The sequence below is a fragment of the Bradyrhizobium sp. 482_C4_N1_8 genome, assembly GCF_052075965.1.
Lineage (GTDB): Bacteria > Pseudomonadota > Alphaproteobacteria > Rhizobiales > Xanthobacteraceae > Bradyrhizobium > Bradyrhizobium barranii.
On record NZ_CP197231.1, the window covers coordinates 1,136,952 to 1,160,264 of the forward strand.

The following is a 23,313-nucleotide window of genomic DNA, read 5'->3' on the forward strand; positions in this document are numbered from 1 at the left end:
CCAACGGGCCGGCTCTCGTCGTCTCAAAACTCTTGCCGCGCCTTACCTCACGAGCGTGTACTTGCCGTTCTTCACCGTGAGCAGGATGCGCGAGCGCTCGTCGAGGCCGTAGCGGTCCTTTTCGGTGAAGTTGTAGACGCCCTGGCTCGCCGCCAGCTCCTTCTCGGACAGCAGCGCCTGGCGGATCGCTTCGCGGAATTCCGGCGTGCCGGGCTTTGCGGTTTTCAGCGCCGTCGGAATGATGCGCTTGAGGATCTCGAACGCATCATAGGAATGACCGGCGAACTGGCTGCGGCTGTTCGGGCCGTACTTGGCCTCATAGGCGGTGTTGAGCGCGAGGCCCGGCTTCTTGGTGGCGGCTTCGTCGGGCTGGTCCTCGGGGTCCATGACGGGACCGGAGGCCATCAGCACGCCTTCCGCTGCTTTGCCGGCGATGCGGATGAAGTCCATGCTGGCGGCGCCATGGGTCTGGTAGATCAGGCCCTGATAGCCGCGCTCGCGCAGCTCGGTCTGCGGCAGCGCGGCCGCGGTACCGGAAGCGCCGACCAGGATCGCATCGGGGTTGGCGGCGACGAGCTTTAGCACCTGTCCGGTCACTGACGTATCAGGGCGGGCGAAGCGCTCCTCATCGGCGATGGTGATGCCCATCGGCACGGCCTGGGCCTTCAGGTCGTTGAACCAGAGGTCGCCATAGGAGTCGGAATAGCCGATATAGCCGACGGTCTTCACGCCCTTCGACTTCATGTGGTCGTACAGCACCTTGCCCACGATCGGGATCGGCTGCGGCATCGCCACCGACCACTTCATGCGCTCAGGCGTGATCGGGAACGGCGCCAGGCCGAAATGCGGAATGCCGGCCTCGTTGGCGACGTTGGAGACCGCGATGGTCGGCGGCGTCAGCGCCGAGCCCATGATGATGTCGGCCTTGGATTCGGTCACGAAGCGGCGGGCGTTGGTGGTCGCCGTGGTGGGATCGCCGCCGTCGTCGAGCACGATCACCTTCAGCGGCACGCCGCCGATCTCCTTCGGCACGAATTCCAGCGCGTTGCGCTCGGGAATGCCGAGCGCTGCGCCGGGGCCGGTCGTGGTGGTGGTGATGCCGATGGTGATTTCGCTGGTCTGGGCCAGCGCAGGCAGAGCCGGCAGGGCAAGCGTCGCCGCGGCGATGGCGGCGGTCAGGTAAAAGCGTTTCATCTATTCCTCCCTTGACGTGTTTCTTTGAAAGCAGAAATCGGGGGGTAATTCAGCCCCCTCTTTTGGTGATGCGGCGATTTAGCTCCAGACCCAGCTCCCCGTGAATTTGGCTACCATTTCCGCTGGAAACGGTGCCGATTTCAGCTTGTCGGGGTTAACGGGATCGCGGCCGACCAGGACGCGGGTCTCAAAACCCTCGAGCGCGAGCGCCTCGCCCTTGTAGACGCTGTGCTTCACCTCGAAGCTCGAGCGCTTGATGCTCTCGATCCTCGTTTCGATGGTGATCCAGTCGCCATAGGTCGAGGGGATGTAGAACTTGGCCCGCGTATCGACCATGGGGATACCCACTAGGCCGTATTTGCGGACCAGGTCCTGCTTGGAGAAGCCGGCGACCTCGAACAGGGTCGAGGTCGAATCGTCGAACATCGCGAAATAGCGCGGGTAATAGACGATGTTGGCGGGGTCGCAGTCGCCCCACTGGATCTGGACGTCGCGCCGGTTCACGAACATGCGATGACCCTGCTTTCGTTGCGCCTTACTTCGGCGCCATGCGCAGCGAGCCGTCGAGGCGCACCACTTCGCCGTTCAGGTACGAGTTCTCGACCATGTGCAGCGCGAGCGCGGCGAACTCGTCGGCGTGGCCGAGCCGGCGCGGGAACGGGATCGCGGCGGCGAGCGAGTCCTGGGCTTCCTGCGGCAGGTTGGCGAGCAGCGGCGTCAGGAACAGGCCGGGCGCGATGGTCAGCACGCGGACGCCGAACTGCGCGAGCTCGCGCGCGATCGGCAGCGTCATGCCGACGATGCCGCCCTTGGAGGCGGAATAGGCCGACTGGCCGATCTGGCCGTCATAGGCGGCAACGGACGCCGTATTGATGATGACGCCGCGCTCGCCGGTCGCCTGCGGCTCGAGCTTGGACATCTCGGTCGCGGCGAGGCGCAGCATGTTGAAGGTGCCGATGAGGTTGACCTTGATCACCTTGTCGAAATCGGCAAGGGCCATCGGCCCGTCGCGGCCGACCACGCGCTTGGCGACGCCGATGCCGGCGCAATTGACCAGCACGCGCGCGGGTCCATGCGCCTTGGTCGCCTGCGTGATCGCAGCCTCGGCCGAGGCGGCATCGGAGACGTCGCAGGTCACGGCGACGCCCTTGAGCTCGGCGGCGACGGTCTCCGCAAGCTTGGCATTGAGGTCGAACACCGCGACCTTGGCGCCCTGCGCCGCCAGCTTTCGCGCGGTCGCAGCGCCCAGTCCCGATGCACCGCCGGTAACGATGACTGCCTGATCCTTCAACAACATGGCGTTCTCCTGTAGCGATGGTTTCTTAGCCGACCGATATCACACGGTCCGATGGATTGGCAGCGTAGAGCTCCTCGATCAGCGCGTCGCGATGCTCGAGCACCGCGCGCTGGTTGATCGAGCCCTTGTCGGTGACCTCGCCCTTGTCGATCGACAGCGGCGTGTCCAGCAGGATCGCGCGCGTGATCCGCGTCGAGGAACCGGTGGCCGAAGCCAGAAAGCGTGTCAGGCGCTCGCGGAAGGCTTCACGCACCAGCCGGTCCCGGGCCGTGACGGTGAGATCGTCGGCCGGCAGCGTCGGGTTGATCAGCCGGCAGCCGTCGAGATCGAGCAGCACCAGCGCGGAGATTTCGTCGCGGTTGATGCCGGCGATGACGACGTCGCGCACCAGCGGCGCGCAGGCCGCGACGAAGCGCGCGCGCAGCGGGCCGACGCTGACCCAGGTTCCGCTGCCGAGCTTGAAGTCTTCGCTGACACGGCCGTCGAAATCGAAGCCGGCGTTGAGATCATCGGGGTCGACGGGCTTGAGCGCGTCGCCCATCTTGTAAAATCCTTCCTCGTCGAAGGATTTTGCGGTGATGTCGGGCTGGCGCCAATAGCCGGGCATTACGTTCGGCCCCTTGGCGCGCACTTCCATCTTGCCGTTGTTCGGCACCAGCTTGGCGTCATTGCCCGATACGGGCAACCCGACATGGCCGGAGCGGCTGGTGCGCGGATTGACCGACATGAAGAACGGCGCGGTCTCGGTGGCGCCAAGGCCCGTCAGCATCGGCACGCGGTAGCCCTTCTCCTTCACCGCGAGCTCGTCGAGGCTGTTCCAGACGAATGGCGACAGCGCGGCGCCCGAGAAGAACATCGCGTGCAGCCGGTCGAAGAACTTTGCGCGCAGGCCCTGGTCGTCGCGCAAATACGGCAGCAGCGATTCATAGCCCTTGGGGACGTTGAAATAGACCGTCGGCGAAATCTCCTGGAGATTGCGCACGGTCTCCTCGATGCCGCCCGGCACCGGCTTGCCGGCGTCGAGATACATCGAGCCGCCATTGTAGAGCGTCAGCCCGATATTGTGGTTGCCGCCAAAGGTGTGATTCCAGGGCAGCCAGTCGATGATGACCGGGGGCTCGTCCTTGAGGAAGGCGAGAGTCTCGCGCAGCATCACCTGGTTGGCGCAGATCATGCGCTGGGTGTTGATGACGGCCTTGGGGTTGCCGGTCGAGCCCGACGTCAGCAAAAACTTCGCGATCGTGTCGGGGCCGATTTTGTCGTGTATCGCGTCGAGATCGCCGTGGAGCGGCGTCGCCATGAGGTCGGCGAGCAGGGTGACGTCGCGGCCCGGCACGCTGCCCCAGGACGCGGCGATCTCGGTGCCGAGCGAGACATTGGCGGTGAGCGCGTCCGCGAACTTGCCGGCGTCCTCGGCGAAGACGAGGCCGGGCGTCAGCAGCTTCATCAGGTAAGAGAGCTTGCCGTAATCCTTCGACACCAGCGAATAGGCCGGCGACACCGGGCAGAACGGAATTCCGGCATAGAACGCGCCGAACGCCAGCAGCGCGTGGTCGATCGAATTGCCTGAGAGGATGACGACCGGCCGCTCCGCCGACAGGCCGCGCGCAATCAGGCCGGACGCAATGTGCCGGCTTGCGGCGAGCAGCTCGGCGTAAGTGATCTTGCGCCAGCCGCGACCGCCTTCGCGCTCGGCCATGAAGACGCGGTCCGGCGTCGTCGTCGCCCAGTGATGCAGGCGGTCGGTGAGGCGGACCGGATAGTCGCCGAGCGGCTGTTTGGGCCGCAGGTAAATCGTGCCGTCGTCGCGCCGCTCGATGTTGACGACGGGATCGCCGAACGAAATGGGCCGCAGCGGGGAAGTGCTCGCGCCGCGCTCCATGCTGGAAGAGGACGGCTGTCCGCTCATGACTTCGGCTTCACCTTTGCGGTCTTGTGTTCGAGGAATTCGCGGATCCTGCGTTTTGCCTCTTTGTCGCTCTGCGCAACTGTTGCCATCAGCGATTCCATCAACAGGCCGGCCTGCGGATTGGCCTCCGCGATCATCGGCAGCGCCTGGAGTACGGCGAAGTTCGTCAGCGGCGCGTTGGAGGCGACCTTGGTCGCAAGCTCCAGCGCCTTGCCGAGCCCGTTGCCGGCCTCCGTCACATATTGCGTAAAGCCGTAGGAGGCGCCTTCGGTCGCGCTATAGACGCGGCCGGTCAGCATCATGTCCATCATCCTGGCAACGCCGATCAGCCGCGGCAGCCGCACCGAGCCGCCGCCGCCGACGAAGATGCCGCGCTGCCCTTCCGGCAGGGCGAAATAGGTCGAGGGCTCGGCGACGCGGATATGGGCGGCGCAGGCCAGCTCCAGCCCGCCGCCGATCACCGCGCCCCGGAGCGCAGCGATCACGGGCACGCGGCTGTACTGGATGCGGTCGAACACCCGGTGCCACATCTGGGAATGGAGGAGGCCGCCGGTCGCGTCGTGGTCCTGAAGCTCGGAGAGGTCGAGGCCGGAGGAGAAATGATCGCCGATGCCGTGGATGACGACCGCGCCGATATCCTCGGGCAGGGAGGCAAAGCACTCGCCGATTTCGAGGATAATGCCGTCATTGAGCGCATTGCGCTTGGCCGGCCGGTTCAGGCCCACGGTCAGAACCCGGTCCGCCCGCTCGATCCTCAAAAGCCCGGAGGCGCCCGCGTCAGCGGTCTCGGCGTTTCCCTGTGTCATTTGCGTCCTTGTCAGAATAGTTATGTTGTATAACGAATTCTGGGGGAGTCAAGGAGGGACGGTGCGGTCCCTGAGGATGTAGCAAGTCAGGTGGGTAAGATCCCTACGCCAAACCCGGTGTCGTCCCTGCGCAGGCAGGGACCCATAACCCCAGGGAGTTGTTTGGCGAAGACTCGCCGTTCGGTACTCCTGCCGGTCGCAATTGATAGATCACGCGGTATGGGTCCCTGCGTTCGCAGGGACGACGGCGGAGCGTGTGGTCACACCACCTGATGCACGTCGATCACCACGCGGTCCGCATGGCGTGCGGCTGAGCCGACAAAAATGTGCTCCATCAGCCAGCGATATTTTTCGTGCCCCGTCTCGAACTTCGGGACCGTGCGGAAATAGATCAGTTTCGGATCGACCGGCTCACCGCGCTTGAGCTTTTGCAGCAGCTCGACCGGGCCGAAGCGCATGCCCTTGTTCTCGACATAGACGATAGCGCCGTCATCCGTCTCGAAGGCGTATTTCGCTTCGAGATCGATCAGCTCGTTGGGCCGGATGGTCTGGAAGTCGGCGCCGAACGGCAGCACCTTCCCGGTGATCGCGCCCGTCACCTCGCCGCCGATAATCGGGATGATGCGGCGAACGCCGATGCCGGTCTCGCCGGCCGTGATGACGTCGCCGATTTTTGCGGTGACGGTGAAGACGTATTTGGTCTCGAGCGCCGGTGTGGTCATCGCTTCTCTCCGATCTATTGCGCCAAGCGCAGTGCTCTTCCTTCTCCCCTTGTGGGAGAAGGTGGCGCGAAGCGCCGGATGAGGGGTTGTCTCCGCAAACGCAGGTGTGCGGGCGGAGAGATACCCCTCACCCGTCTCGCCGCTATCGCGGCGAGCCACCCTCTCCCACAAGGGGAGAGGGGACAACAGCGCGTCGCGCCGTAGGCGTTCACTAGTGCGCCATCATCCGTGTCGGCAGCCAGGTCGCCAGCAGCGGGAACGCGATCAAAATCACCAGCCGCACCAGATCCGTCGCCACGAACGGGATCACGCCCTTGAAGATGGTGGAGAAGGAGACGTCCTTCACCACGCTCTTGATGACAAAGACGTTCATCCCGACCGGCGGGTGGATCAGGCCGAGCTCGACGGTCATCACGATGATGACGCCGAACCAGATCGGATCAAACCCGAGATGCGTGATGACGGGGAAAATGATCGGCACGGTGAGGATGATCATCGCCATGGCGTCCATCAGGCAGCCGAGCACGAGATACATCACCATGATCAGCGCCAGCACGCCGTAGGGGCCGAGGCCGAGACCGGTGAGGAATTCGGTGACCTTCTGCGGCGTCTGCGTCACCGTGAGGAAGTAGCCGAAGATCAGCGCGCCGATCAGCACGGTGAACACCGCGGCCGCGGTGCGCGTCGCCTGCAGCAGCGAGGCCAAGATCTTCTCGCGATCGAGCCGTCCGGTGACAACGCCGATGATGAAGGCGCCCGCGGCGCCGACGCCGCCGGCTTCCGTCGGCGTGAAGCGCGGCAGGAAGGGCAGGCCGTAGAGGCCGCCGATCACGAAGACGAACAGCAAGACCGGCGCCCAGATGTCCTTCAGGCCCGCAAAGCGCTCGCGCCACGGCAGCACCTTGCCCTTGGGCAGGAAGTCCGGGCGGAAATGACCGATCAGGAAGATCGTGATCATGTACATGGTCATCGCCAGGAGGCCCGGAATGATGCCGGCGATGAAGAGCTTTCCGATGTCCTGCTCGGTGATGATGCCGTAGACCGCGAGCACGGTGGACGGCGGCAGCATCGCGCCGAGCGTGCCGCCGGCGGCGATCACGCCAGTGGCGAACGACTGCGGATAGCCGAAGCGGCGCATCTCGGGGTAGGCGACGGCGGAGAAGGTCGCGGCGGTCGCGACGGAGGAGCCGCAGATCGCGGCAAAGCCGCCGCAGGCGCCGACGGTGGCAATGCCGAGCCCGCCGCGCAGATGCCCGACGAAACCGTTGGCGGCGCGGAACAGCTCGCGGCTCATGCCGGAATTGCTGACGAAGGAGCCCATCAGCAGGAACATGGGGATGACGCCGAAGGTGTAGTCGGTGACCGTGCGCATCGAGGTCTGGCCGACCAGCTTCAGCGCCGCCGTCCCGTTGACGAGATAGGCGAAGCCGGACACGCCGACGAGGCCCATCGCCATGCCGACGGGCACGCGCAGCAGCATCAGGACAAACAGGGAAACGAAGCCGATTAAGGCGACGGCATCGGTGCTCATGATTACTCCGTCGCCTTCAATTTGGGATCGTGCATATCTTCGGGATGGAAGATCAGGCGGTAGGTGCGGATCGCGATCAGCAGCACGGCCGCGGCATCACCGATCCACGCGACCGCGAAGAACGGCCAGGTCGGCATGTGCATGTCGAAGGTCTGGACGTTGTCGTTGTAGGTGCCGCGCACCTTGTCGAACAGCGTCCAGGTCTGCACGGTGACGACGAACAGCAGCACCAGGGTCGCGAACACGTCGATCCAGCGCTGATAGCGCGGCCCGACATTGCCCCAGACGAGGTCGACCGTGATGTGGGTGCCGCGATAGGACGTCGCCGCGATGCCCCAGAAAATGAGAATGCCGAGCAGCATGCGGCCGATATCGAACGAGTCGGGGATCGAGTAGTTCAGCGTGTTGCGCAGCAGCACCGACAGGAAGATGTCGAGCGCGACGATGCCGACGAAGCCGGCCGCGATCCATTCGATCGTGTCGATGATGCGGTCCATCCAGGAGCGCTTCATGGGAGGTGTCACGTCGTGTGCTGTCATTGTTTGATCTCGGTCTCGCCGCGCACTTCACCTCGCCCCGCTTGCGGGGAGAGGTCGAATTCGAGCGCCGCTCGAATTCGGGTGAGGGGGACTCTCCGCGAATCGAGCTGTCACCGTCTCTGCGGAGGCAGCCCCCCAACCCTCTCCCCGTAAGAACGGGGAGAGGGGAAGAAGAGAGCCGGCCGCGGCCGCAGCTTGGCGCTACTCCGCCAGCGCGTTGTACTTCTTCAGCGACGCCTTCAGCTCGCTAAGCGCCGCGTCGGGATCGGCGCCGGCCTTCTTGGCGCCTTCGCCCCAGGTCTTGACCAAGGGATCGGCGGCCTTCTTCCAGGCGGCGGTCTGCTCCGGCGTCAGCTTGTAGACCTCGTGGCCGGCTTCCGCCTTCACCTTGTCGACGCCGGCGTCCTCGAACTTGCCCCAGTGCTCGCCGACCACGCCGGCCATCTCGGTCGAGCAGTTCTTGTCGATCGCGGCCTTCTGCTTGTCGGACATCGCGTTGTACTTGTCCTTGTTGATCACGAACACGAAGGTCGTGGTGTAGAGCGGCGCCTCCATGTCGTACTTGGTCACCTTGTCGATGCCGAACAGCACGAGGGAGCCCCAGGGGAAGGTGACGCCGTCGGCGACGCCGCGCTCGATGATGTCGCGCACTTCGGGCGCGGAGGACTGCACATTGGTGCCGCCGAGCGAGGTGACGAAATTCGCCATGGTGGCGTGCGCGGGGCGGATCTTCAGGCCCTTCACGTCCTCCGGCACCACGATCTTCTTCGTCTTGGAATGGAACGACGAAGGCGAGTGGACGAAGGCGAGGCAGTATTTGACGTCCTTCATCTCCTTCTCGGCATATTTGCGGTACCAGGCGTCCAGCCCCATCGAGCCGCCCTTGGCGTCCGAGATCAGGAACGGCAATTCGCCGGCGCCGACGATCGGGAAGCGGCCGGGCTGATAGCCGGGATTGACGTAGGTGACGTCGGCGATGCCGTCGCGTGCCATGTCGTAATGGTCAAACGCCTTGCCGAGCTGCTGGGCGGGAAACACCTTGCCCGTGATGGTGCCGCCGGAATCCTTATTCACCGCGGCCACCCAGTCTTCCAGGGACTTCTGCAGCGGATGCGAGGCCGGCACCCAGTGCGAGATCTTCAAATCGAAGGTCTTGTCCTGCGCGAACGCGGGGCTCACGCTTGCTGCCAGCAGCAACGCCAGACAGGCTTTCCTCATCGGTCGTCTCTCCCTGTTTCGACGGCGGGCTTCGATGGCCCGGTCTCATTAATTAACATGTTATCTAATTTGCCGGCGCGTTCAAGCCGGAACTGGCGCGGCGCGCCGCCGCGTCATCTACGTCAGCCATGTTGCATGGATTTGTCGCTGCCCGGGCGCACTCCCCTTTTGCCCAACGATTATATGATATAATTATCTTGCGCGGACCGACGCGACAAGCGAGCCGCGGCGAAAACCTACAGGATCGGGAGGAGCAAGTATTGCGGACAAAAGTCGCAATCATCGGGGCCGGGCCGGCCGGATTGTTGCTTGGGCAACTGCTGCACCAATACGGCATCGACAATGTGATTCTGGAGCGGCAGAGCCCGGACTACGTGCTCGGCCGCATCCGCGCGGGCCTCCTGGAGGAGGGAACCGTCGCGCTGCTCGACCAGATTGGCGCCAGCGCGCGGGCGCATGCCGAGGGCCTGGTGCATGAAGGCATCGAGCTCGCCTTTTCCGGGCGCCGTCACCGCATCGACATGAAGGCCGCGACCGGCAAGACGGTCATGATCTATGGCCAGACCGAGGTCACGCTCGACCTGATGAATGCGCGCAAGGCCGCGGGTCTCACCTCGGTCTACGAGGCCAAGGACGTGCAGCCGCATGATTTCGACGGCAGTCGGCCGCGCGTCACCTATGTCAAGGACGGGGTCACCCACACGATCGATTGCGACTTCGTCGCCGGCTGCGATGGCTTTCACGGCGTCAGCCGCGCCAGCGTCCCGGCCACAGCGATCGAGGAGTTCGAGCGGGTCTATCCGTTCGGCTGGCTCGGCATTCTGTCCGAGACGCCCCCTGTCAGCCACGAGCTGATCTATTCCAATCACGCTCGCGGCTTCGCGCTCTGCACCATGCGCTCGACACACCGTAGCCGCTACTATGTGCAGTGCTCGCTCGACGACCATGTCGACCAGTGGCCGGACGACCGCTTCTGGGACGAATTGAAGCGCCGGCTCGACCAGGAGGCGGCCGACAGTCTGGTCACGGGCCCCTCGATCGAGAAGAGCATTGCGCCGCTGCGCAGCTTCGTCGCCGAGCCGATGCGGTTCGGCAAGATGTTCCTGTGCGGCGACGCCGCCCACATCGTGCCGCCGACCGGCGCGAAGGGGCTGAACTTAGCTGCCAGCGATGCGCATTATCTGTCGAACGCACTCCGCGAATTCTACGACGAGAAATCCAACGCCGGCATCGACGCCTATTCCGCCACGGCGCTGGCGCGGGTCTGGAAAGCGGTGCGCTTCTCCTGGTGGATGACCTCGATGCTGCACAAATTCCCCGACACCGGCACCATCGGCGGGCGCATCCAGCTCGCCGAGCTCGACTACGTCACGCAGTCGCAGGCCGCGATGACGTCGCTGTCGGAGAACTATGTGGGGCTGCCGTTTTAGGAGGGTGGTCGATGCCGTAGATGCCGTAGGGTGGGCAAAGCGTAGCGTGCCCACCAGCTTTTGCGTTTGCTACGAGATGGTGGGCACGGCGCTATGCGCCTTTGCCCACCCTACGGCATCGCGTGCTTTCTCCACATCGTCATTGCGAGCGAAGCGAAGCAATCCAGACTGTTTCCGCGGAGAAAGTCTGGATTGCTTCGTCGCTTCGCTCCTCGCAATGACGGGAGTGCCCATTTCAAACACCCGCGCAAATTCCGTTTAAAACTTTGTAGGCAGTGAAACTGTCATCCACATCGCGTTCAATGGCGCCAACCAGCAACGCGAGACACGCTATGACCGACACCGACATCCCTGACGGCTTCGAGCCGCTTTCCCGCAAGAGTCCGCTCACCGAGCCGTGGGAGCCGCTCTACGCGAAGAAAACCGACAAGGCCGTGATCATCGGCCTGCGCCTCGCCAGGCCGCACACCAACGGCCGCGGCCTGATCCATGGCGGCCTCATCGCCGCACTCGCGGACAACGCCATGGGCTATAGCTGCGCGCAGATGACGAACTGGACCACCTCGTTCGTCACGATCTCGCTCACGGTCGATTTTGTCGGCTCTGCCGAGATCGGCCAGTGGCTTGCGATCGAGAGCGACGTGATCAGGACCGGCAAGACGATCTGTTTCGCGCAGAGTCTCGCAAAGGCCGATGACGTCGTGATCGCACGCGCCAGCGGGACGTTCCGCGTGGTGCCGAAGAAAGGGTAAGGCTCTCGTGCCCCGGACGCGGTGCGGCGCGAAGTGCCGCTCCGCAGAGCCGGGGCCCATCCACCCGCAGCCCTTGCTCTGGCCTTCTGGGTCCCGGCTCTGCGCAGCAACGCTACGCGTTGCAGCGCGTCCGGGACACGAGACCTCACCCAAACCGCCACTCCGCCGTCTCCACCACGAGATCGACGAACGCCCGCACCTTGGCCGAGAGCAGGCGCGAGGTCGGATAGACGATGTGGATCGGCAGCGCCGGCTGCTCGTATTTCGCCAGCACGATTTTGAGCCGCCCGCGCTTCAGGCCCTCCGCGGCCTGATAGGCCAGCACCCGCGTGATGCCCCCGCCGGCTTCTGCATATTGCAGGGCGGCGTCGGCGCTGTTGCTGGTAAAACGTGGCGTCGGCGTCCACTCGATATCGCGGCCGTCCTGCACGAAGTGCCAATTGGCGTAGGGGCCGAACGCGATGGTCTGGTGCGCGAGCAATTCCTGTGGCGTCTTCGGCTCGCCGTGGCGCTTCAGGTAGCCCGGCGTCGCCACCGTGATCCGCCGCATCTCGCCGACCTGGCGTGCGACCAGCCAAGAATCGGCGAGATGGCCGATCCGCACCGCGGCATCGACCGCGTCCTCGACGAGATTGACGAGGTTGTCCGAGAGCCTGAGCTCGGCCGTGACCTCCGGATAGCGCTTGAGATAATCGGTCATGACCGGCGAGACATGCAGCCGCCCGAAGCCGAGGGGCGCCGACACCACCAGACGGCCGCTCGGCCGGTTGCGCTCCTCGCGCGCGGAGCCGTCGGCCTCCTCGACATCGGCGAGGATGCGCCGCGCGCGCTCCAGATAGCGCGTGCCGACATCGGTCAATCTCACCTGCCGGGTGGTGCGCTGCAGCAGCCGCGCGCCGAGATGCTCCTCCAGCGCTGCGATCAACCGCGTTACCGCCGAAGGCGACAGCCGCAGCTTTCGCGCCGCCGGCGCAAAACCGCGCAGATCGGCGACGGTGACGAAGACGTGCATGGCTTCGAGGCGGTCCATGGTATTATTGCATATATTGCAATGATGAAGTGTCAAGCGGCCAGATTGTTTTGCCCGCCGGAAGGTCCACCTTAGACAGCGAAAGACGCAGGGATGCGCCGGGATTTCAGGAGATGTTCCGATGACGGCAACTCACACCTACGCCAGCGACGTGGCGTTCACGCCGGCGGTGAAATCGATCCAGACACGAAAGGGATCACGCGAAGGCTATGCTCATGCCGAGCAGCGCGGATGGCGCACCGAGGTCGACGAGAACCTTGCGGCGTTCCTGGCTGACGCCAACAGCTTTTATTTCGCGACCGCGTCGGGCGATGGCCAGCCCTACATCCAGCACCGCGGCGGCCCCAAGGGGTTTTTGAAGGTGCTGGACAAGCAGACGCTGGCTTTCACGGACTACGCCGGCAACCGGCAATACATTACGCAGGGAAACCTGTCCGAGAATCCCAAGGCCTATATCTTCGTGATGGACTACGCCCATCGCCGCCGCGTCAAGATCTGGGGCGAGGCGCGCGTCGTCGAGGACGACGAGGCGCTGACGACGTCGCTGATGCCCAAGGGGTACCGCGCGCGCCCTGAGCAGGTGATCCTGTTCAAGATCGCAGCGTGGGACACCAACTGCCCGCAGCACATTCCGCAGAAGTTCGATGCGCCGGATGTCGCGGCAGCGCTGGCGGCGAGGGATGCGAGGATCGCGGAGCTGGAAGCGGAGGTCGCGGCGTTGAAGGGAAAAGCGAGTCTGCCTTCAAGCGAAAGCTAGTGCGGCTCGCACGGTACACCCTCTCCCCCTGTGGGAGAGGGTGGCTCGCGGCGTAGCCGCGAGACGGGTGAGGGGTGCCTCTCCGCAGGCGATGGTCCCACGTTGTCATTCGTGGAGAGAACCCCTCATCCGGCGTGCTTACGCGCGCCACCTTCTCCAACGAGGGAAAAGGAAGAGGAGCCAGCCAAGAAATCAGATCACACTCGCGCCTTCGTGCTGGAAGCCGAGATAGCTTGCCGCGACGCGCTCGTTCGCCGCGACATCGCTCGCCTTGCCGCTGAGCACGAACTCGCCGAGCTCCATGACATAGGCCTGGTCCGCGATCTTCAGTGCGGCCTGTGCGTTCTGCTCGACCAGCAGTACGGAGACGCCGCTGGCGCGGAGCTCAGTGACGATGCGGAAGATGTCGGCGACGATGATCGGGGCGAGGCCGAGGCTCGGCTCGTCCAGCATCAAGAGCTTGGGCTCGCCCATCAGCGCACGGCCCATCGCGAGCATCTGCTGCTCGCCGCCGGAGAGGGTGCCCGCCAACTGCTTGCGCCGCTCCTTCAGCCGGGGAAACAGCGTGTAGACGCGCTCCATCGAGGTTTTCGCCTTGCTTCGCTCGATGCGGAAGGCACCCAGCTCCAGATTGTCCTCGACATTCATGGTCACGAACAATTCGCGGTGCTCGGGGACGAGGCCGAGCCCCATCGCGACGCGGTCCTCGATGTCGAGCCGTGACAGATCCTGCCCGGCGAAGGCGACGCGGCCCTTCAGCGGCAAGATGCCCATGATGGCGGAGAGCAGCGTGGTCTTGCCGGCGCCATTGGCCCCGACGATGGTGACGATCTGGTTGGCGCCGACCTCGAGCGAGACCGAACGCACGGCCTCGACCTTGCCATAGGCGACATGTGCGTCGGCGACGGACAACAGCGCGCTCATGCCGCCACTCCGAGATAGGCCTTGATCACTTCGGGATTGGTCTTGATCGTGGCGGGCGTGCCTTCCGCGATCTTGGTGCCGAAATCGAGCACCACGATGCGGTCGGCGAGATTCATCACGAAGCCCATGTCGTGCTCCACCAAGAGCACACTCATGCCGCCGTCGCGCAATTCGCGGAGCAGCGCGGCAAGGCGCTGCTTCTCCATGTGGCGCAGGCCGGCGGCAGGCTCGTCGAGCAGCAGCAGCATCGGATCGACGCACAGCGCCCTTGCGATCTCGACGATGCGCTGCTGGCCGAGCGAGAGCGAGCCTGCGAGCTGATGCATCTGCTCGGCGAGGCCCACGCGCTCGATCTGGCGGGCGGCCTCCGCGAGCAGCCTCGCCTCATCGGCGCGGTCGAGCCGCAGCATCGAGGAGATCGGTCCCGAATGGCCGCGCAGGTGCGCGCCGATCGCGACATTCTCCAGCACGGTCATATCAGGGACGAGCTTCACATGCTGGAAGGTGCGGGAGATGCCGAGCTTGACGATCTCCTGCGGTGGCGCCCTGTCGACCTTCTTGCCGAGCACCGAGATCGAGCCCGATGTCGCCGACAGCACGCCGGTGATCAGGTTGAACGTCGTGCTCTTGCCGGCGCCGTTCGGTCCGATCAACGCGACGATCTCGCGGGCCTGCACGTCGAAGGAGACGTTGTTGACCGCGATCACGCCACCGAACTGCTTTCGCGCCTTCTCGACCTGGAGCAGGACGCCGGACTGGCCGGCCGCGCGGGTGCGCTGCTCCAGTTTCAGCGAGGTGTCCGGCTTCTTGCCACTGGTGCGCTCGGGCAGGAACGACATCAGCCAGGGCCAGACGCCGCCGGGCGCAAGCTGGAGCAGCGCCACCAGCATGATGCCGAACACGATGGTCTCGACCTGTCCGGAGCCCGGCAGGATCAGCGGCAAATAGCTTTGCAGCACCTCCTTCAGGACCACGACGATCGCCGCGCCCAGCACGCCGCCCCAGACATAGCCGGCGCCGCCGACCACCGCGATGAAGAGATATTCGATGCCGGCCTGCGCGCCGAACGGCGTCGGGTTCACCGCGCGCTGGAGATGCGCGTAGAGCCAGCCGGAGAGGCCGGCGAGCACCGCGGCGTGGATGAACACCAGGAGCTTCGCGCGCGGCGTGTGCACGCCGAACGCTTCGGCTGCGACGTGTCCGCGGCGCAGCGCGCGGATGGCGCGGCCGGTGCGGGAATCCAGCAGGTTCATCGTGAGCAGGGCCGAGAGGATCACGGCAACCCAGATCGCGTAATAGATCGAGCCGGGCGAGAGCATCTTGAACGAGCCGATCGACAGCGGCGGGATCGCCGAGATGCCGTCGTTTCTTCCCAGGAATTCCAGCTTGCTGAAGAGATAGAACAGGCCCAGCCCCCAGGCGAGCGTGCCGAGCGGCAGATAGTGCCCGGAGAGACGGACGGTCACCAGCCCGAGCAGCACCGCCAACGATCCGCTGACCAACAGCGACAGCGGCAAGGTCAGCCACGGCGACAGGCCATAGGCCGTCGACAGCACCGCGGTGGTGTAGGCGCCGAACCCGACGAAAGCCGCCTGGCCAAACGAGGTCAGGCCGCCGACGCCGGTGAGCAGCACGAGGCCCATCGCGACGAGGGCGGCAAGGCCGATATTGTCGAGCAGCACGATCCAGAACGGCGGCATGCCCGGGAGATGCGGGATCGCCGCCATGAGAAGCGCGAAGAGGAGGATGGGAAGCCGGCTCTGCATGCGCGTCAGTCCTTCTCTTCCTCGACCGCGGGCGCGGCGAGCGAGCGCAGCAGCAGCACGGGGATCAGCAGCATGAAGACGATCACTTCCTTGTAGTTGGAGGCGTAGAAGGACGAGAACGCCTCGACGATGCCGACGACCAGCGCCGCGACGGCGGTGAGCGGATAGCTGACGAGGCCGCCGATGATCGCGGCAACGAAGCCCTTGAGGCCGATCAGGAACCCAGAGTCGTAATAGAGCGTCGTGATCGGCACGATCATGATGCCCGACAGCGCGCCGATGACGGAGGCCAGCAGGAAGGCGATCTGCCCTGACAGCGTGGTGCGGATGCCGGCAAGGCGGGCGCCGAGCCGGTTCACGGCGGTCGCGCGCAGCGCCTTGCCGTAGAGCGTCAGCCCGAAGAACAGCCAGAGCCCGATGATGAAGGCGACGGTGATACCGTAGACGGTGATGCTCTGGCCGGTGAAGCGCAGTGCGCCGGCCGTGAAGGAGCCGGACAGCACGGCAGGCCCGCGCTGGCCTTCGGCGCCGAAGAACAGCAGGCCCAGTCCCTGCAGCGCGAGGTGGACGCCCACCGATGCGATCAGCAGCACCAGCACGGAGGTGTGCGCCAGCGGCTGGAACGCGATGCGGTAGAGGTAGAGGCCGATCATCGCCACGATCACCAGCGACAGCGCGATGCAGACCGCCACCGGCGGCTTCTGGGCGGCGAAGTAGATGGTCAGCGCCAGCACGATGGCCGGCAGCACGACGTTGGTGACGAGGCTGCGCACGATCAGGCGGCCGTGCAGCGCCTTGCGCGCCACGAACAGGTCGAACACGAAGGCGCCGATGCCCAGCGCCAACGCGAGCTTTGCCGTGCCCGGCATCTGGCCCGCGGCCAGCGAGGCATAGGTCAGCGCGCCGTAGGTGACGAATTCGCCCTGGGGAATGAGGATGACGCGCGTGACGGCGAACACCAGCACCAGCGCCAGGCCGAGCAGCGCGTAGATCGCGCCATTGGTGATGCCGTCCTGTACCAGGAACAGCATGATGGTGGTATTCAAGACCGGACGCTCCCCCTCAAAGATCGGGACCGGGCTCCGCAATTGCGGTGGACGGTCCGCTCACAGCCATTGAAACGCTGACGATATTTGATATGGTCCATAACAATTATCAAATATAACTTCAAGGGTGGGGCGGACGACCCGCCCCGAATTTAGCGGGATCACGAGCACGAGGCGATGACCGTTTCCAAAACCGCTGAAAAGTCTTCTGAAAAGCCCGGCGACGCGGCCAAGGGCCGCAAGGACGCGGCCGAGGCCCAGCCTGAAGCCCTCCAGCTTGGCGAGCTCTCCGAACAGCTCGGCTACGTGCTGAAGCGGGCGCAGCTCAAGGTGTTCGAGAACTTTTTGCGCTGCATGGCCTCGCTCCAGCTCACGCCCGCGCAGTTCTCCGTGCTGCTGCTGGTCGAGAAGAATCCGGGCCGTAACCAGACCGAGATTGCCTCGACCCTCGGCATCCTGCGCCCGAACTTCGTGGCGATGCTCGACAATCTGGAGAGCCGCGACCTTTGCGCGCGGATCCGCTCCACCAACGACCGCCGCTCGCACATCCTGGTGCTGACCGACAAGGGTAAGGCCGTGCTGACCCGGGCGAAAAAGCTCGTCGCCACCAAGCACGAGTCCCGGCTGAACGAGCTGCTCGGGCAGGCCAATCGCGAAGCCCTGATCGGGATGCTCTCGAAGATCGCGAACGAGTTTTGAGGCCCGGCTGTCATCGCCCGGCTTGACCGGGCGATCCAGTACTCCGAGACGTTTGTGATCGAACCGATAGGCCGCGGCGTACTGGATTCCCCGCCTTCGCGGGGAATGACAGCGAGACCTGGGCAGGCGCCTCAATCCACCAAAATCACCCGGATATCGTTCACGTTCGTCAGTGTCGGTCCCGGCATCAGCAGATCGCCGGTCGCCTCGAAGAACGTCGTCGCGTCGTTGTTGTCCAGATACGCCTGCGGCTGAAGCGCCAGCGCCTTCATCTTCGCGAACGTTGCAGCATCAATCAGCGCGCCGGCGGGATCGGTGGGATGGCCGGCGCCTCCATCGGCGCCGTCGGTGTCGCCGGCGAGGGCGGAAATGTCAGGCGTGTCCTTCAGCAGGCCGGCGAGCGCCAGCGCATATTCCTGGTTGGGGCCGCCGCGCCCATTGCCGCGCACGGTAACGGTGAGTTCGCCGCCGGAGAGGATCGCGAGGCGCTTGCCTTGCGCGCGCGCCTGAAGCGCGAGCCTGGCGTGATCGGCGGCGACCTCGCGCGCCTCGCCTTCGAGATCGGCGCCGAGATCGATGGTCTCGTAGCCCGCTTCCTTGGCGAGCTTCACCGCGGCGTCGAGCGATTGCTTGGGCCGCGCGATCAGCTCGAAATGCGCGCGGGCAAAGGCGGCATCATCAGGCTTGGCACTTTCGTTGGCGGGGTCGTCGAGCGCGCGGCGGACGGCGTCGTCGATGGCGAGCTTGTACTTCGCGACGATCGCGCGCGCATCCGCCAGGGTGGTCGGATCGGGCACGGTGGGGCCGGAGGCGATGGCGGACGGATCGTCGTGCGGCACGTCGGAGATCGCGAGCGTCACGATCTCGGCGGCATTCTTGCCGGCGCGCGCCAGCCGGCCGCCCTTGATCCGCGACAAATGTTTCCGGACCGTGTTCATCTCGCCGATCGGCGCGCCCGAGCGGAGCAGCGCCTTGTTGACCGCCTGCTTCTGCGCGAAGCTGATGCCGTCCACCGGCGCGATCCAGTTCGCCGAGCCGCCGCCGGTGAGCAGCACCAGCAGCAGATCGTCGGGCCCGGCCTCGCTCGCGAGCGCGAGCGTATCGGCGGCGCCCTTCAGGCCGGCCTCGTCGGGCACGGGATGGCCGGCCTCGACCACGCGGATGCGGCGCGTCGGCACGCCGTAGCCGTGGCGCGTGGTGGCGATGCCGACGAGGCGCTCCGGCGCGAGCTTGAGCGTGTCGAGATAATGCCGTTCGGCGGCCGCGGCCATCGCACCCGCGCCCTTGCCGGCGGCGAGGCAGATCACGCGCCCTTTAGGTGCGGGCCGCAGATGCGGCGCCAGAATCGTGCTGGGATGGGCGGCGGCAACGGCGGCGTCGTAAAGCGCGCGGAGCAGGGGACGTCGGTCGGTCATGGCGAAGGCCTTCAGCGAACTGAAATGATGGCGACAAAATCGCCGGCTCCCTGCCTACCGCATCAGGCGCCAAAGCGTAAGCGGGCTTTACCATCATTCGATTGTGCAATCGCGTGATCATAATCCGCGCGCAAGCAAAAGCCCCCTGCGATGGCTGCGCAGGGGGCTCTCTGTCGTTTGGGGTTAGCCGCCGACGTCGGCGCTGATCACGTCTCCGAACAGCTCCCACTTCTCGCCCTTGAACTTCTCGAGTTGAAGCTGGCTGATCGGCGCGAAATCGGTCGGCGAGGTGTTGACCTTCACGCCCGGCAGCAGCGCCTCGGTGCGGAAGTCCTTCACGTTCGCCGCCTGCTTCATGATGTTCTCGCGCGTGAGATTGTCACCGCACTGCTTCAAGACCTGGACCAGTGTCTGCGCCACGGCATAGCCGACGATCGTGCCCTTATCGAGCTTGTCGCCCTCGGGGAAGTATTTGGTCATGAACGCCAGAAACTCCTTCATGCCGGGATCGTTGTTCCACGCGGGATCCGACACGTCCTTGAGATAGTCGGCCGAGATGATGTCCTGACCGTTCTCGAAGCCGGCCGGCTTCATCACGCTGCCGACGGAGGCCGAGACGTTGTTGAGGAAGTGCAGCGGCTTCCAGCCGATCTCGGCATTCTTCTTGATCGCTTGCGCGGCGAATTTCGGCGTCGTGATGTTCATGAAGACGTCGGCGCCGGTCGACTTCAGCTTGACGATGTGATTGTCGATGGTCGGCTCGGAGGTCTCGTAGCTCTCTTCGATGACGATCATCGAGGCGGCCTTGGACCCTAAGCCGTCCTTGAGGCCCTTGAGATAGTCCTTGCCGTAATCGTCGTTCTGGTAAAGCACCGCGATCTTGGCGTCCGGCTTGTTCTTGAGCAGCCACTTCGCATAGATCTGCGTCTCGCTCTGGTAATTGGGCTGCCAGCCCATCGTCCAGGGGAAGTTCTGCGGATCGTTCCACTTGGTGGCGCCGGTCGCGACGAACAGCTGCGGCACCTTCTTCGAGTTCATGTATTTGTGGATCGCCGAGTTCGGCGGCGTGCCGAGCGAGTTGAAGATGAACAGCACCTCGTCGCTCTCGACCAGCTTGCGGGCCTGCTCCACCGTCTTCGGCGGCGAGTAGGCGTCGTCATAGGAGATGTAATTGATCTTGCGGCCGTTGATGCCGCCCTCGTCGTTGATCTTCTTGAAATAGGCGGCTTCGGTCCGCCCGATGATGCCGTAGGCGGAGGCCGGTCCGCTGTAGGGCATGATGTTGCCGATCTTGATTTCGGTGTCGGTCGCGCCGGTATCGTATTTCTTCTGGGCCGATGCAGTGGAGGCCGAGGCCGCAATGAGCGCAAGCGCCAGTGACGCGGCCGCAAGTTTGCCGGTGACAGCGGGCATTCCTATCTCCCTATTTTCTTGGTGTGTGTGCGTCCCTTTTCTTGGCTTGATGATTTTTGGCGGCGCGGAGGCAATTCAATACGATTTACCGGGAGCCTTCAACAGAAAGCCCCCGCGGCTGTGTCGCAGGGGCTGCTCCTTTAGTAGTCAAGGACCGGCGCGCGCTGGTGTGCGACTGCGAGACGGCGCCGCTGTCTTGAGTTGATTAAACAGCCGGTGGCGATTTTGAGTTGCGCGACTTCAGTGGCCGAGCTCACTCGAGATGATGTCGCCGAACAGCTCCCATTTCCTGCCCTTGAACCGCATCATCTGGAGCTGCTCGATCGGGGCGAAATTATCGGCCGAGGTGTTGATCTTGATGCCGGGCAGCAGCGTGTCGGGCTCGAAATCCTTCAAGGAAGCGGCCTGCTTCATGACGTTCTCATGGGTGAGCTCGTCGCCGCACATCTGCAGCACCTTCACCATGGTCTGGGCCGCGGCATAGCCGAACACCACGCCGGCATCGAGCTTGTTGGCCTTGGGGTCGTACTGCGCGAGGAAATTATAGAACTTCTTCATGCCGTCATCGGCATTCCATTGCGGGTCGGAGCCGTCCTTGGTGTAGCTCGCCGACAGGATGCCTTGCGAGATCTCCAGGCCCGCGGGCTCGAGCACGCCGCCGACCGACGCCGAGACGTTGGAGATGATGTGGACCGGATGCCAGTTGATCTCGGCCGCCTTCTTGATCGCCTGCGCCGCGAATTTCGGCGTGGTGATGCTGAGGAAGACGTCGGCGCCCGAGGCCTTCAGCTTCACGACGTGCTCGTCGATCGCGGGCTCCGACGTGTCGTAGCCGTCTTCGAGCACGATCATCGACGCCTTGGCCCCTAAGCCGTCCTTCAGCCCTCTCAGATAGTCCTTGCCGAAATCGTCGTTCTGGTAGAGCACGCCGATCTTCGCGTCCGGCTTCTCCTTCATGATGTATTTGGCGTAGATGCGCGCCTCGCTGGCGTAGCTCGGCTGCCAGCCCATGGTCCACGGATATTGCTTCGGATCGTTCCACTTGGAGGCGCCGCTCGCCACGAACAGCTGCGGCACCTTCTTCTCGTTCATGTATTTGCGGATGGCGCCGTTGGTGGAGGTGCCGAGCGAGCCGAAGATCAGCAGCACGCCGTCGCTCTCGACCAGCTTGCGCGCCTGCTCCACCGTCTTCGGCGGCGAATAGCCGTCGTCGTAGGAGATGAACTTGATCTTGCGGCCGTTGATGCCGCCCTCGGCATTGATCTTGTTGAAATAGGCTTCCTCGGCCTTGCCGATCGCGGCGTAGGCGGACGCCGGCCCGCTATAGGGCATGATGTTGCCGATCTTGATCTCGGTATCGGAAGCGCCGCTGTCGTATTTCTTTTGCGCCAGTGCCGGGCTGCTCATCGCAGTGCACAACGCGAGCGCGGCCGAAACGGCCGCAACCTGAAATCGAACGACAGTCATCTTTCTCCACCCGGAATGGATCGGCGCCGCATTGAACAAGATTGACGCCTGACGTCAACAAAAAGCCCCCGCGGTCGCCCGCGGGGGCTTTGTCAGATTTGACTAGACTTGAACTGACCAGACTTGGACTATTGCGTCAGCGTCACTCGGAAGCGACGTCGCCGCTGATGATCTCGCCGAACAGTTCCCACTTCTCGCCCTTGAAGCGCTGCATCTGGAGCTGCGATATCGGGGCGAAGTCGGTGGCGCTGGTGTTGATCTTGACGCCGGGCAGCAGCGTGTCCGGTGCAAAATCCTTCAAGGAAGCGGCCTGCTTCATCAGGTTGGCGCGGGTGAGGTCGTCACCGCACATCTCCAGCGTCTTGACCAGGGTCGACGCCGCGCCATAGCCGTAGACCATGCCGGTGTCGGTCTTGTCGGCGCCGGGCATGTACTTGTCGACGAACTCGTTCCACTTCTTCATGCCGGGATCGTTGTTCCACTGCGGGTCGGTGGAATCCTTGGCATAGGCCGCCGACAGCACGTCCTGCGAGGCCTCGAAGCCGGCCGGCTTCATCACGCTGCCGACCGAGATCGACACGTTGGTGAGGATCTGGAGCGGCTTCCAGCTGAGCTCGGCGGTCTTCTTGATGGTCTGGGCCGCGAACTTCGGCGTCGCGTAGATCAGCAGCACGTCGGGATTGGCGGCCTTGATCTTGACGATGTGGCCGTCGATCGACGGCTCGGAGACCTCGTAGCTCTCTTCCATGATGATCATGGACGCGCCCTTGGCGCCGAGACCGTCCTTGGTGCCCTTGAGGTAGTCTTTGCCGAAATCGTCGTTCTGGTAGAGGATCGCGACCTTGGCGTTCGGCTTTTCCTTCATCAGCCATTTCGCGTAGATCTGCGCTTCGCTCTGGTAGGAGGGCTGCCAGCCGATGGTCCAGGGGAAGTTCTTCGCGTCGTTCCACTTGGTGGCGCCGGTGGCGACGAACAGCTGCGGGATCTTCTTGGCGTTCAGGTACTTCTGGATCGCGGTGTTCGAGGGCGTGCCGAGCGGATTGTACACGGCCAGCACTTCGTCGCTCTCGACCAGCTTGCGGACCTGCTCGACGGCCTTCGGCGGCGAATAGGCGTCGTCATAGGTGACGAAGTTGATCTTGCGGCCGTTGATGCCGCCCTTGTCGTTGATCATCTTGAAATAGGCTTCTTCGGTCTTGCCGATGATGCCATAGGCAGACGCCGGACCGCTGTACGGCATGATGTTGCCGATCTTGATCTCGGTATCGGACGCGCCGGTGTCGTATTTCTTCTGGGCAAGTGCTGCGCCGGAGGTGAGGGTCGCGACCGCCGTTACGAGTGCGGTGGTTCGCAGTATTCTTCCGAAAAGCAATTGGGTCTCCTTGGTTAAAACAACAG

21 protein-coding genes are annotated in these 23,313 nt (G+C 64.3%); 4 read left to right on the top strand and 17 right to left on the bottom strand.

The features are described from left to right. Nucleotides 1–42: 42 nt before the first annotated feature. The 9 genes from AB7Z56_RS05340 to AB7Z56_RS05380 all read right to left on the bottom strand — a co-directional run bounded on the left by AB7Z56_RS05340 (nt 43) and on the right by AB7Z56_RS05380 (nt 9,216). Nucleotides 43–1,194, bottom strand: a complete 1,152-nt coding sequence (locus AB7Z56_RS05340; protein WP_028151958.1) for an ABC transporter substrate-binding protein — start codon at nt 1,192–1,194, stop codon at nt 43–45. Between the two features lie 78 nt (nt 1,195–1,272). Continuing rightward, nucleotides 1,273–1,704 carry an acyl-CoA thioesterase gene (locus tag AB7Z56_RS05345; protein WP_063980925.1) on the bottom strand — a complete coding sequence of 144 codons (432 nt, stop codon included), beginning with the start codon at nt 1,702–1,704 and terminating at the stop codon, nt 1,273–1,275. 25 nt (nt 1,705–1,729) lie between these two features. Further along, nucleotides 1,730–2,491 (bottom strand): 3-hydroxyacyl-CoA dehydrogenase, encoded by a 762-nt coding sequence (locus tag AB7Z56_RS05350; protein ID WP_038933541.1) that lies wholly within the window; start codon nt 2,489–2,491, stop codon nt 1,730–1,732. Between the two features lie 25 nt (nt 2,492–2,516). Continuing rightward, on the bottom strand, nt 2,517–4,400 hold the full coding sequence (locus AB7Z56_RS05355) for a feruloyl-CoA synthase (RefSeq protein WP_283017991.1): 1,884 nt from the start codon (nt 4,398–4,400) through the stop codon (nt 2,517–2,519). Continuing rightward, nucleotides 4,397–5,206: a crotonase/enoyl-CoA hydratase family protein gene (locus tag AB7Z56_RS05360; protein ID WP_063980927.1), complete on the bottom strand. Its 810-nt coding sequence runs from the start codon at nt 5,204–5,206 to the stop codon at nt 4,397–4,399. Before AB7Z56_RS05360 ends, AB7Z56_RS05355 begins: the two co-directional genes overlap by 4 nt. A gap of 260 nt (nt 5,207–5,466) precedes the next feature. After that, nucleotides 5,467–5,928 carry a DUF3237 domain-containing protein gene (locus AB7Z56_RS05365; RefSeq protein WP_063980928.1) on the bottom strand — a complete coding sequence of 154 codons (462 nt, stop codon included), beginning with the start codon at nt 5,926–5,928 and terminating at the stop codon, nt 5,467–5,469. 211 nt (nt 5,929–6,139) lie between these two features. Continuing rightward, complete coding sequence (locus tag AB7Z56_RS05370; RefSeq protein WP_028151951.1) at nt 6,140–7,459, bottom strand: TRAP transporter large permease; 1,320 nt, start codon at nt 7,457–7,459, stop codon at nt 6,140–6,142. A 2-nt stretch (nt 7,460–7,461) separates the two neighbouring features. Continuing rightward, complete coding sequence (locus tag AB7Z56_RS05375) at nt 7,462–7,971, bottom strand: TRAP transporter small permease (RefSeq protein ID WP_014498282.1); 510 nt, start codon at nt 7,969–7,971, stop codon at nt 7,462–7,464. Nucleotides 7,972–8,199: 228 nt separating this feature from the next. Next, nucleotides 8,200–9,216: a TRAP transporter substrate-binding protein gene (locus AB7Z56_RS05380; RefSeq protein ID WP_063980929.1), complete on the bottom strand. Its 1,017-nt coding sequence runs from the start codon at nt 9,214–9,216 to the stop codon at nt 8,200–8,202. 260 nt (nt 9,217–9,476) lie between these two features. Between AB7Z56_RS05380 and pobA the strand changes: the two genes are divergently transcribed. Both pobA and AB7Z56_RS05390 read left to right on the top strand, forming a co-directional pair. Further along, entirely contained in the window at nt 9,477–10,646 is a 1,170-nt protein-coding gene (gene pobA / locus AB7Z56_RS05385; protein WP_063980930.1) for a 4-hydroxybenzoate 3-monooxygenase, read from the top strand. Between the two features lie 332 nt (nt 10,647–10,978). Continuing rightward, complete coding sequence (locus AB7Z56_RS05390) at nt 10,979–11,398, top strand: PaaI family thioesterase (protein WP_063980931.1); 420 nt, start codon at nt 10,979–10,981, stop codon at nt 11,396–11,398. 145 nt (nt 11,399–11,543) lie between these two features. Here AB7Z56_RS05390 and AB7Z56_RS05395 read toward each other — a convergent pair whose 3' ends face one another. Beyond that, a complete protein-coding gene (locus AB7Z56_RS05395; RefSeq protein ID WP_063980932.1) occupies nt 11,544–12,428 on the bottom strand; it encodes a LysR family transcriptional regulator in 885 nt (294 codons plus the stop codon). Nucleotides 12,429–12,549: 121 nt separating this feature from the next. Here AB7Z56_RS05395 and AB7Z56_RS05400 point away from each other — a divergent pair, with 121 nt between their 5' ends. After that, nucleotides 12,550–13,185, top strand: a complete 636-nt coding sequence (locus AB7Z56_RS05400) for a pyridoxamine 5'-phosphate oxidase family protein (RefSeq protein ID WP_283017992.1) — start codon at nt 12,550–12,552, stop codon at nt 13,183–13,185. Nucleotides 13,186–13,377: 192 nt separating this feature from the next. Here the strand turns inward: AB7Z56_RS05400 and AB7Z56_RS05405 are convergent, their stop codons facing one another. Genes AB7Z56_RS05405 through AB7Z56_RS05415 form a run of 3 tightly spaced genes read right to left on the bottom strand, consistent with a single transcriptional unit; the run spans nt 13,378 to nt 16,921 of the window. Next, nucleotides 13,378–14,109, bottom strand: a complete 732-nt coding sequence (locus tag AB7Z56_RS05405) for an ABC transporter ATP-binding protein (protein ID WP_063980934.1) — start codon at nt 14,107–14,109, stop codon at nt 13,378–13,380. Further along, nucleotides 14,106–15,875 carry a branched-chain amino acid ABC transporter ATP-binding protein/permease gene (locus AB7Z56_RS05410; RefSeq protein WP_063980935.1) on the bottom strand — a complete coding sequence of 590 codons (1,770 nt, stop codon included), beginning with the start codon at nt 15,873–15,875 and terminating at the stop codon, nt 14,106–14,108. The genes AB7Z56_RS05405 and AB7Z56_RS05410 overlap by 4 nt, the downstream gene beginning before the upstream one ends. Before the next feature lie 5 nt (nt 15,876–15,880). Then, on the bottom strand, nt 15,881–16,921 hold the full coding sequence (locus tag AB7Z56_RS05415) for a branched-chain amino acid ABC transporter permease (RefSeq protein WP_063980936.1): 1,041 nt from the start codon (nt 16,919–16,921) through the stop codon (nt 15,881–15,883). Nucleotides 16,922–17,098: 177 nt separating this feature from the next. On the opposite strand from AB7Z56_RS05415, the gene AB7Z56_RS05420 reads away from it, so the two are divergent. Next, nucleotides 17,099–17,620 (top strand): MarR family winged helix-turn-helix transcriptional regulator, encoded by a 522-nt coding sequence (locus AB7Z56_RS05420; protein WP_071916733.1) that lies wholly within the window; start codon nt 17,099–17,101, stop codon nt 17,618–17,620. A gap of 131 nt (nt 17,621–17,751) precedes the next feature. On the opposite strand, the gene AB7Z56_RS05425 is transcribed toward AB7Z56_RS05420, so the two are convergent. The 4 genes from AB7Z56_RS05425 to AB7Z56_RS05440 all read right to left on the bottom strand — a co-directional run bounded on the left by AB7Z56_RS05425 (nt 17,752) and on the right by AB7Z56_RS05440 (nt 23,287). Continuing rightward, complete coding sequence (locus tag AB7Z56_RS05425; protein WP_283017993.1) at nt 17,752–19,035, bottom strand: glycerate kinase type-2 family protein; 1,284 nt, start codon at nt 19,033–19,035, stop codon at nt 17,752–17,754. Nucleotides 19,036–19,218: 183 nt separating this feature from the next. Further along, nucleotides 19,219–20,448 (bottom strand): ABC transporter substrate-binding protein, encoded by a 1,230-nt coding sequence (locus tag AB7Z56_RS05430; RefSeq protein ID WP_063980937.1) that lies wholly within the window; start codon nt 20,446–20,448, stop codon nt 19,219–19,221. A gap of 240 nt (nt 20,449–20,688) precedes the next feature. Then, nucleotides 20,689–21,915, bottom strand: a complete 1,227-nt coding sequence (locus AB7Z56_RS05435; protein ID WP_063980938.1) for an ABC transporter substrate-binding protein — start codon at nt 21,913–21,915, stop codon at nt 20,689–20,691. 142 nt (nt 21,916–22,057) lie between these two features. Continuing rightward, nucleotides 22,058–23,287 carry an ABC transporter substrate-binding protein gene (locus AB7Z56_RS05440; protein WP_063980939.1) on the bottom strand — a complete coding sequence of 410 codons (1,230 nt, stop codon included), beginning with the start codon at nt 23,285–23,287 and terminating at the stop codon, nt 22,058–22,060. Between the last annotated feature and the right edge of the window lie 26 nt (nt 23,288–23,313).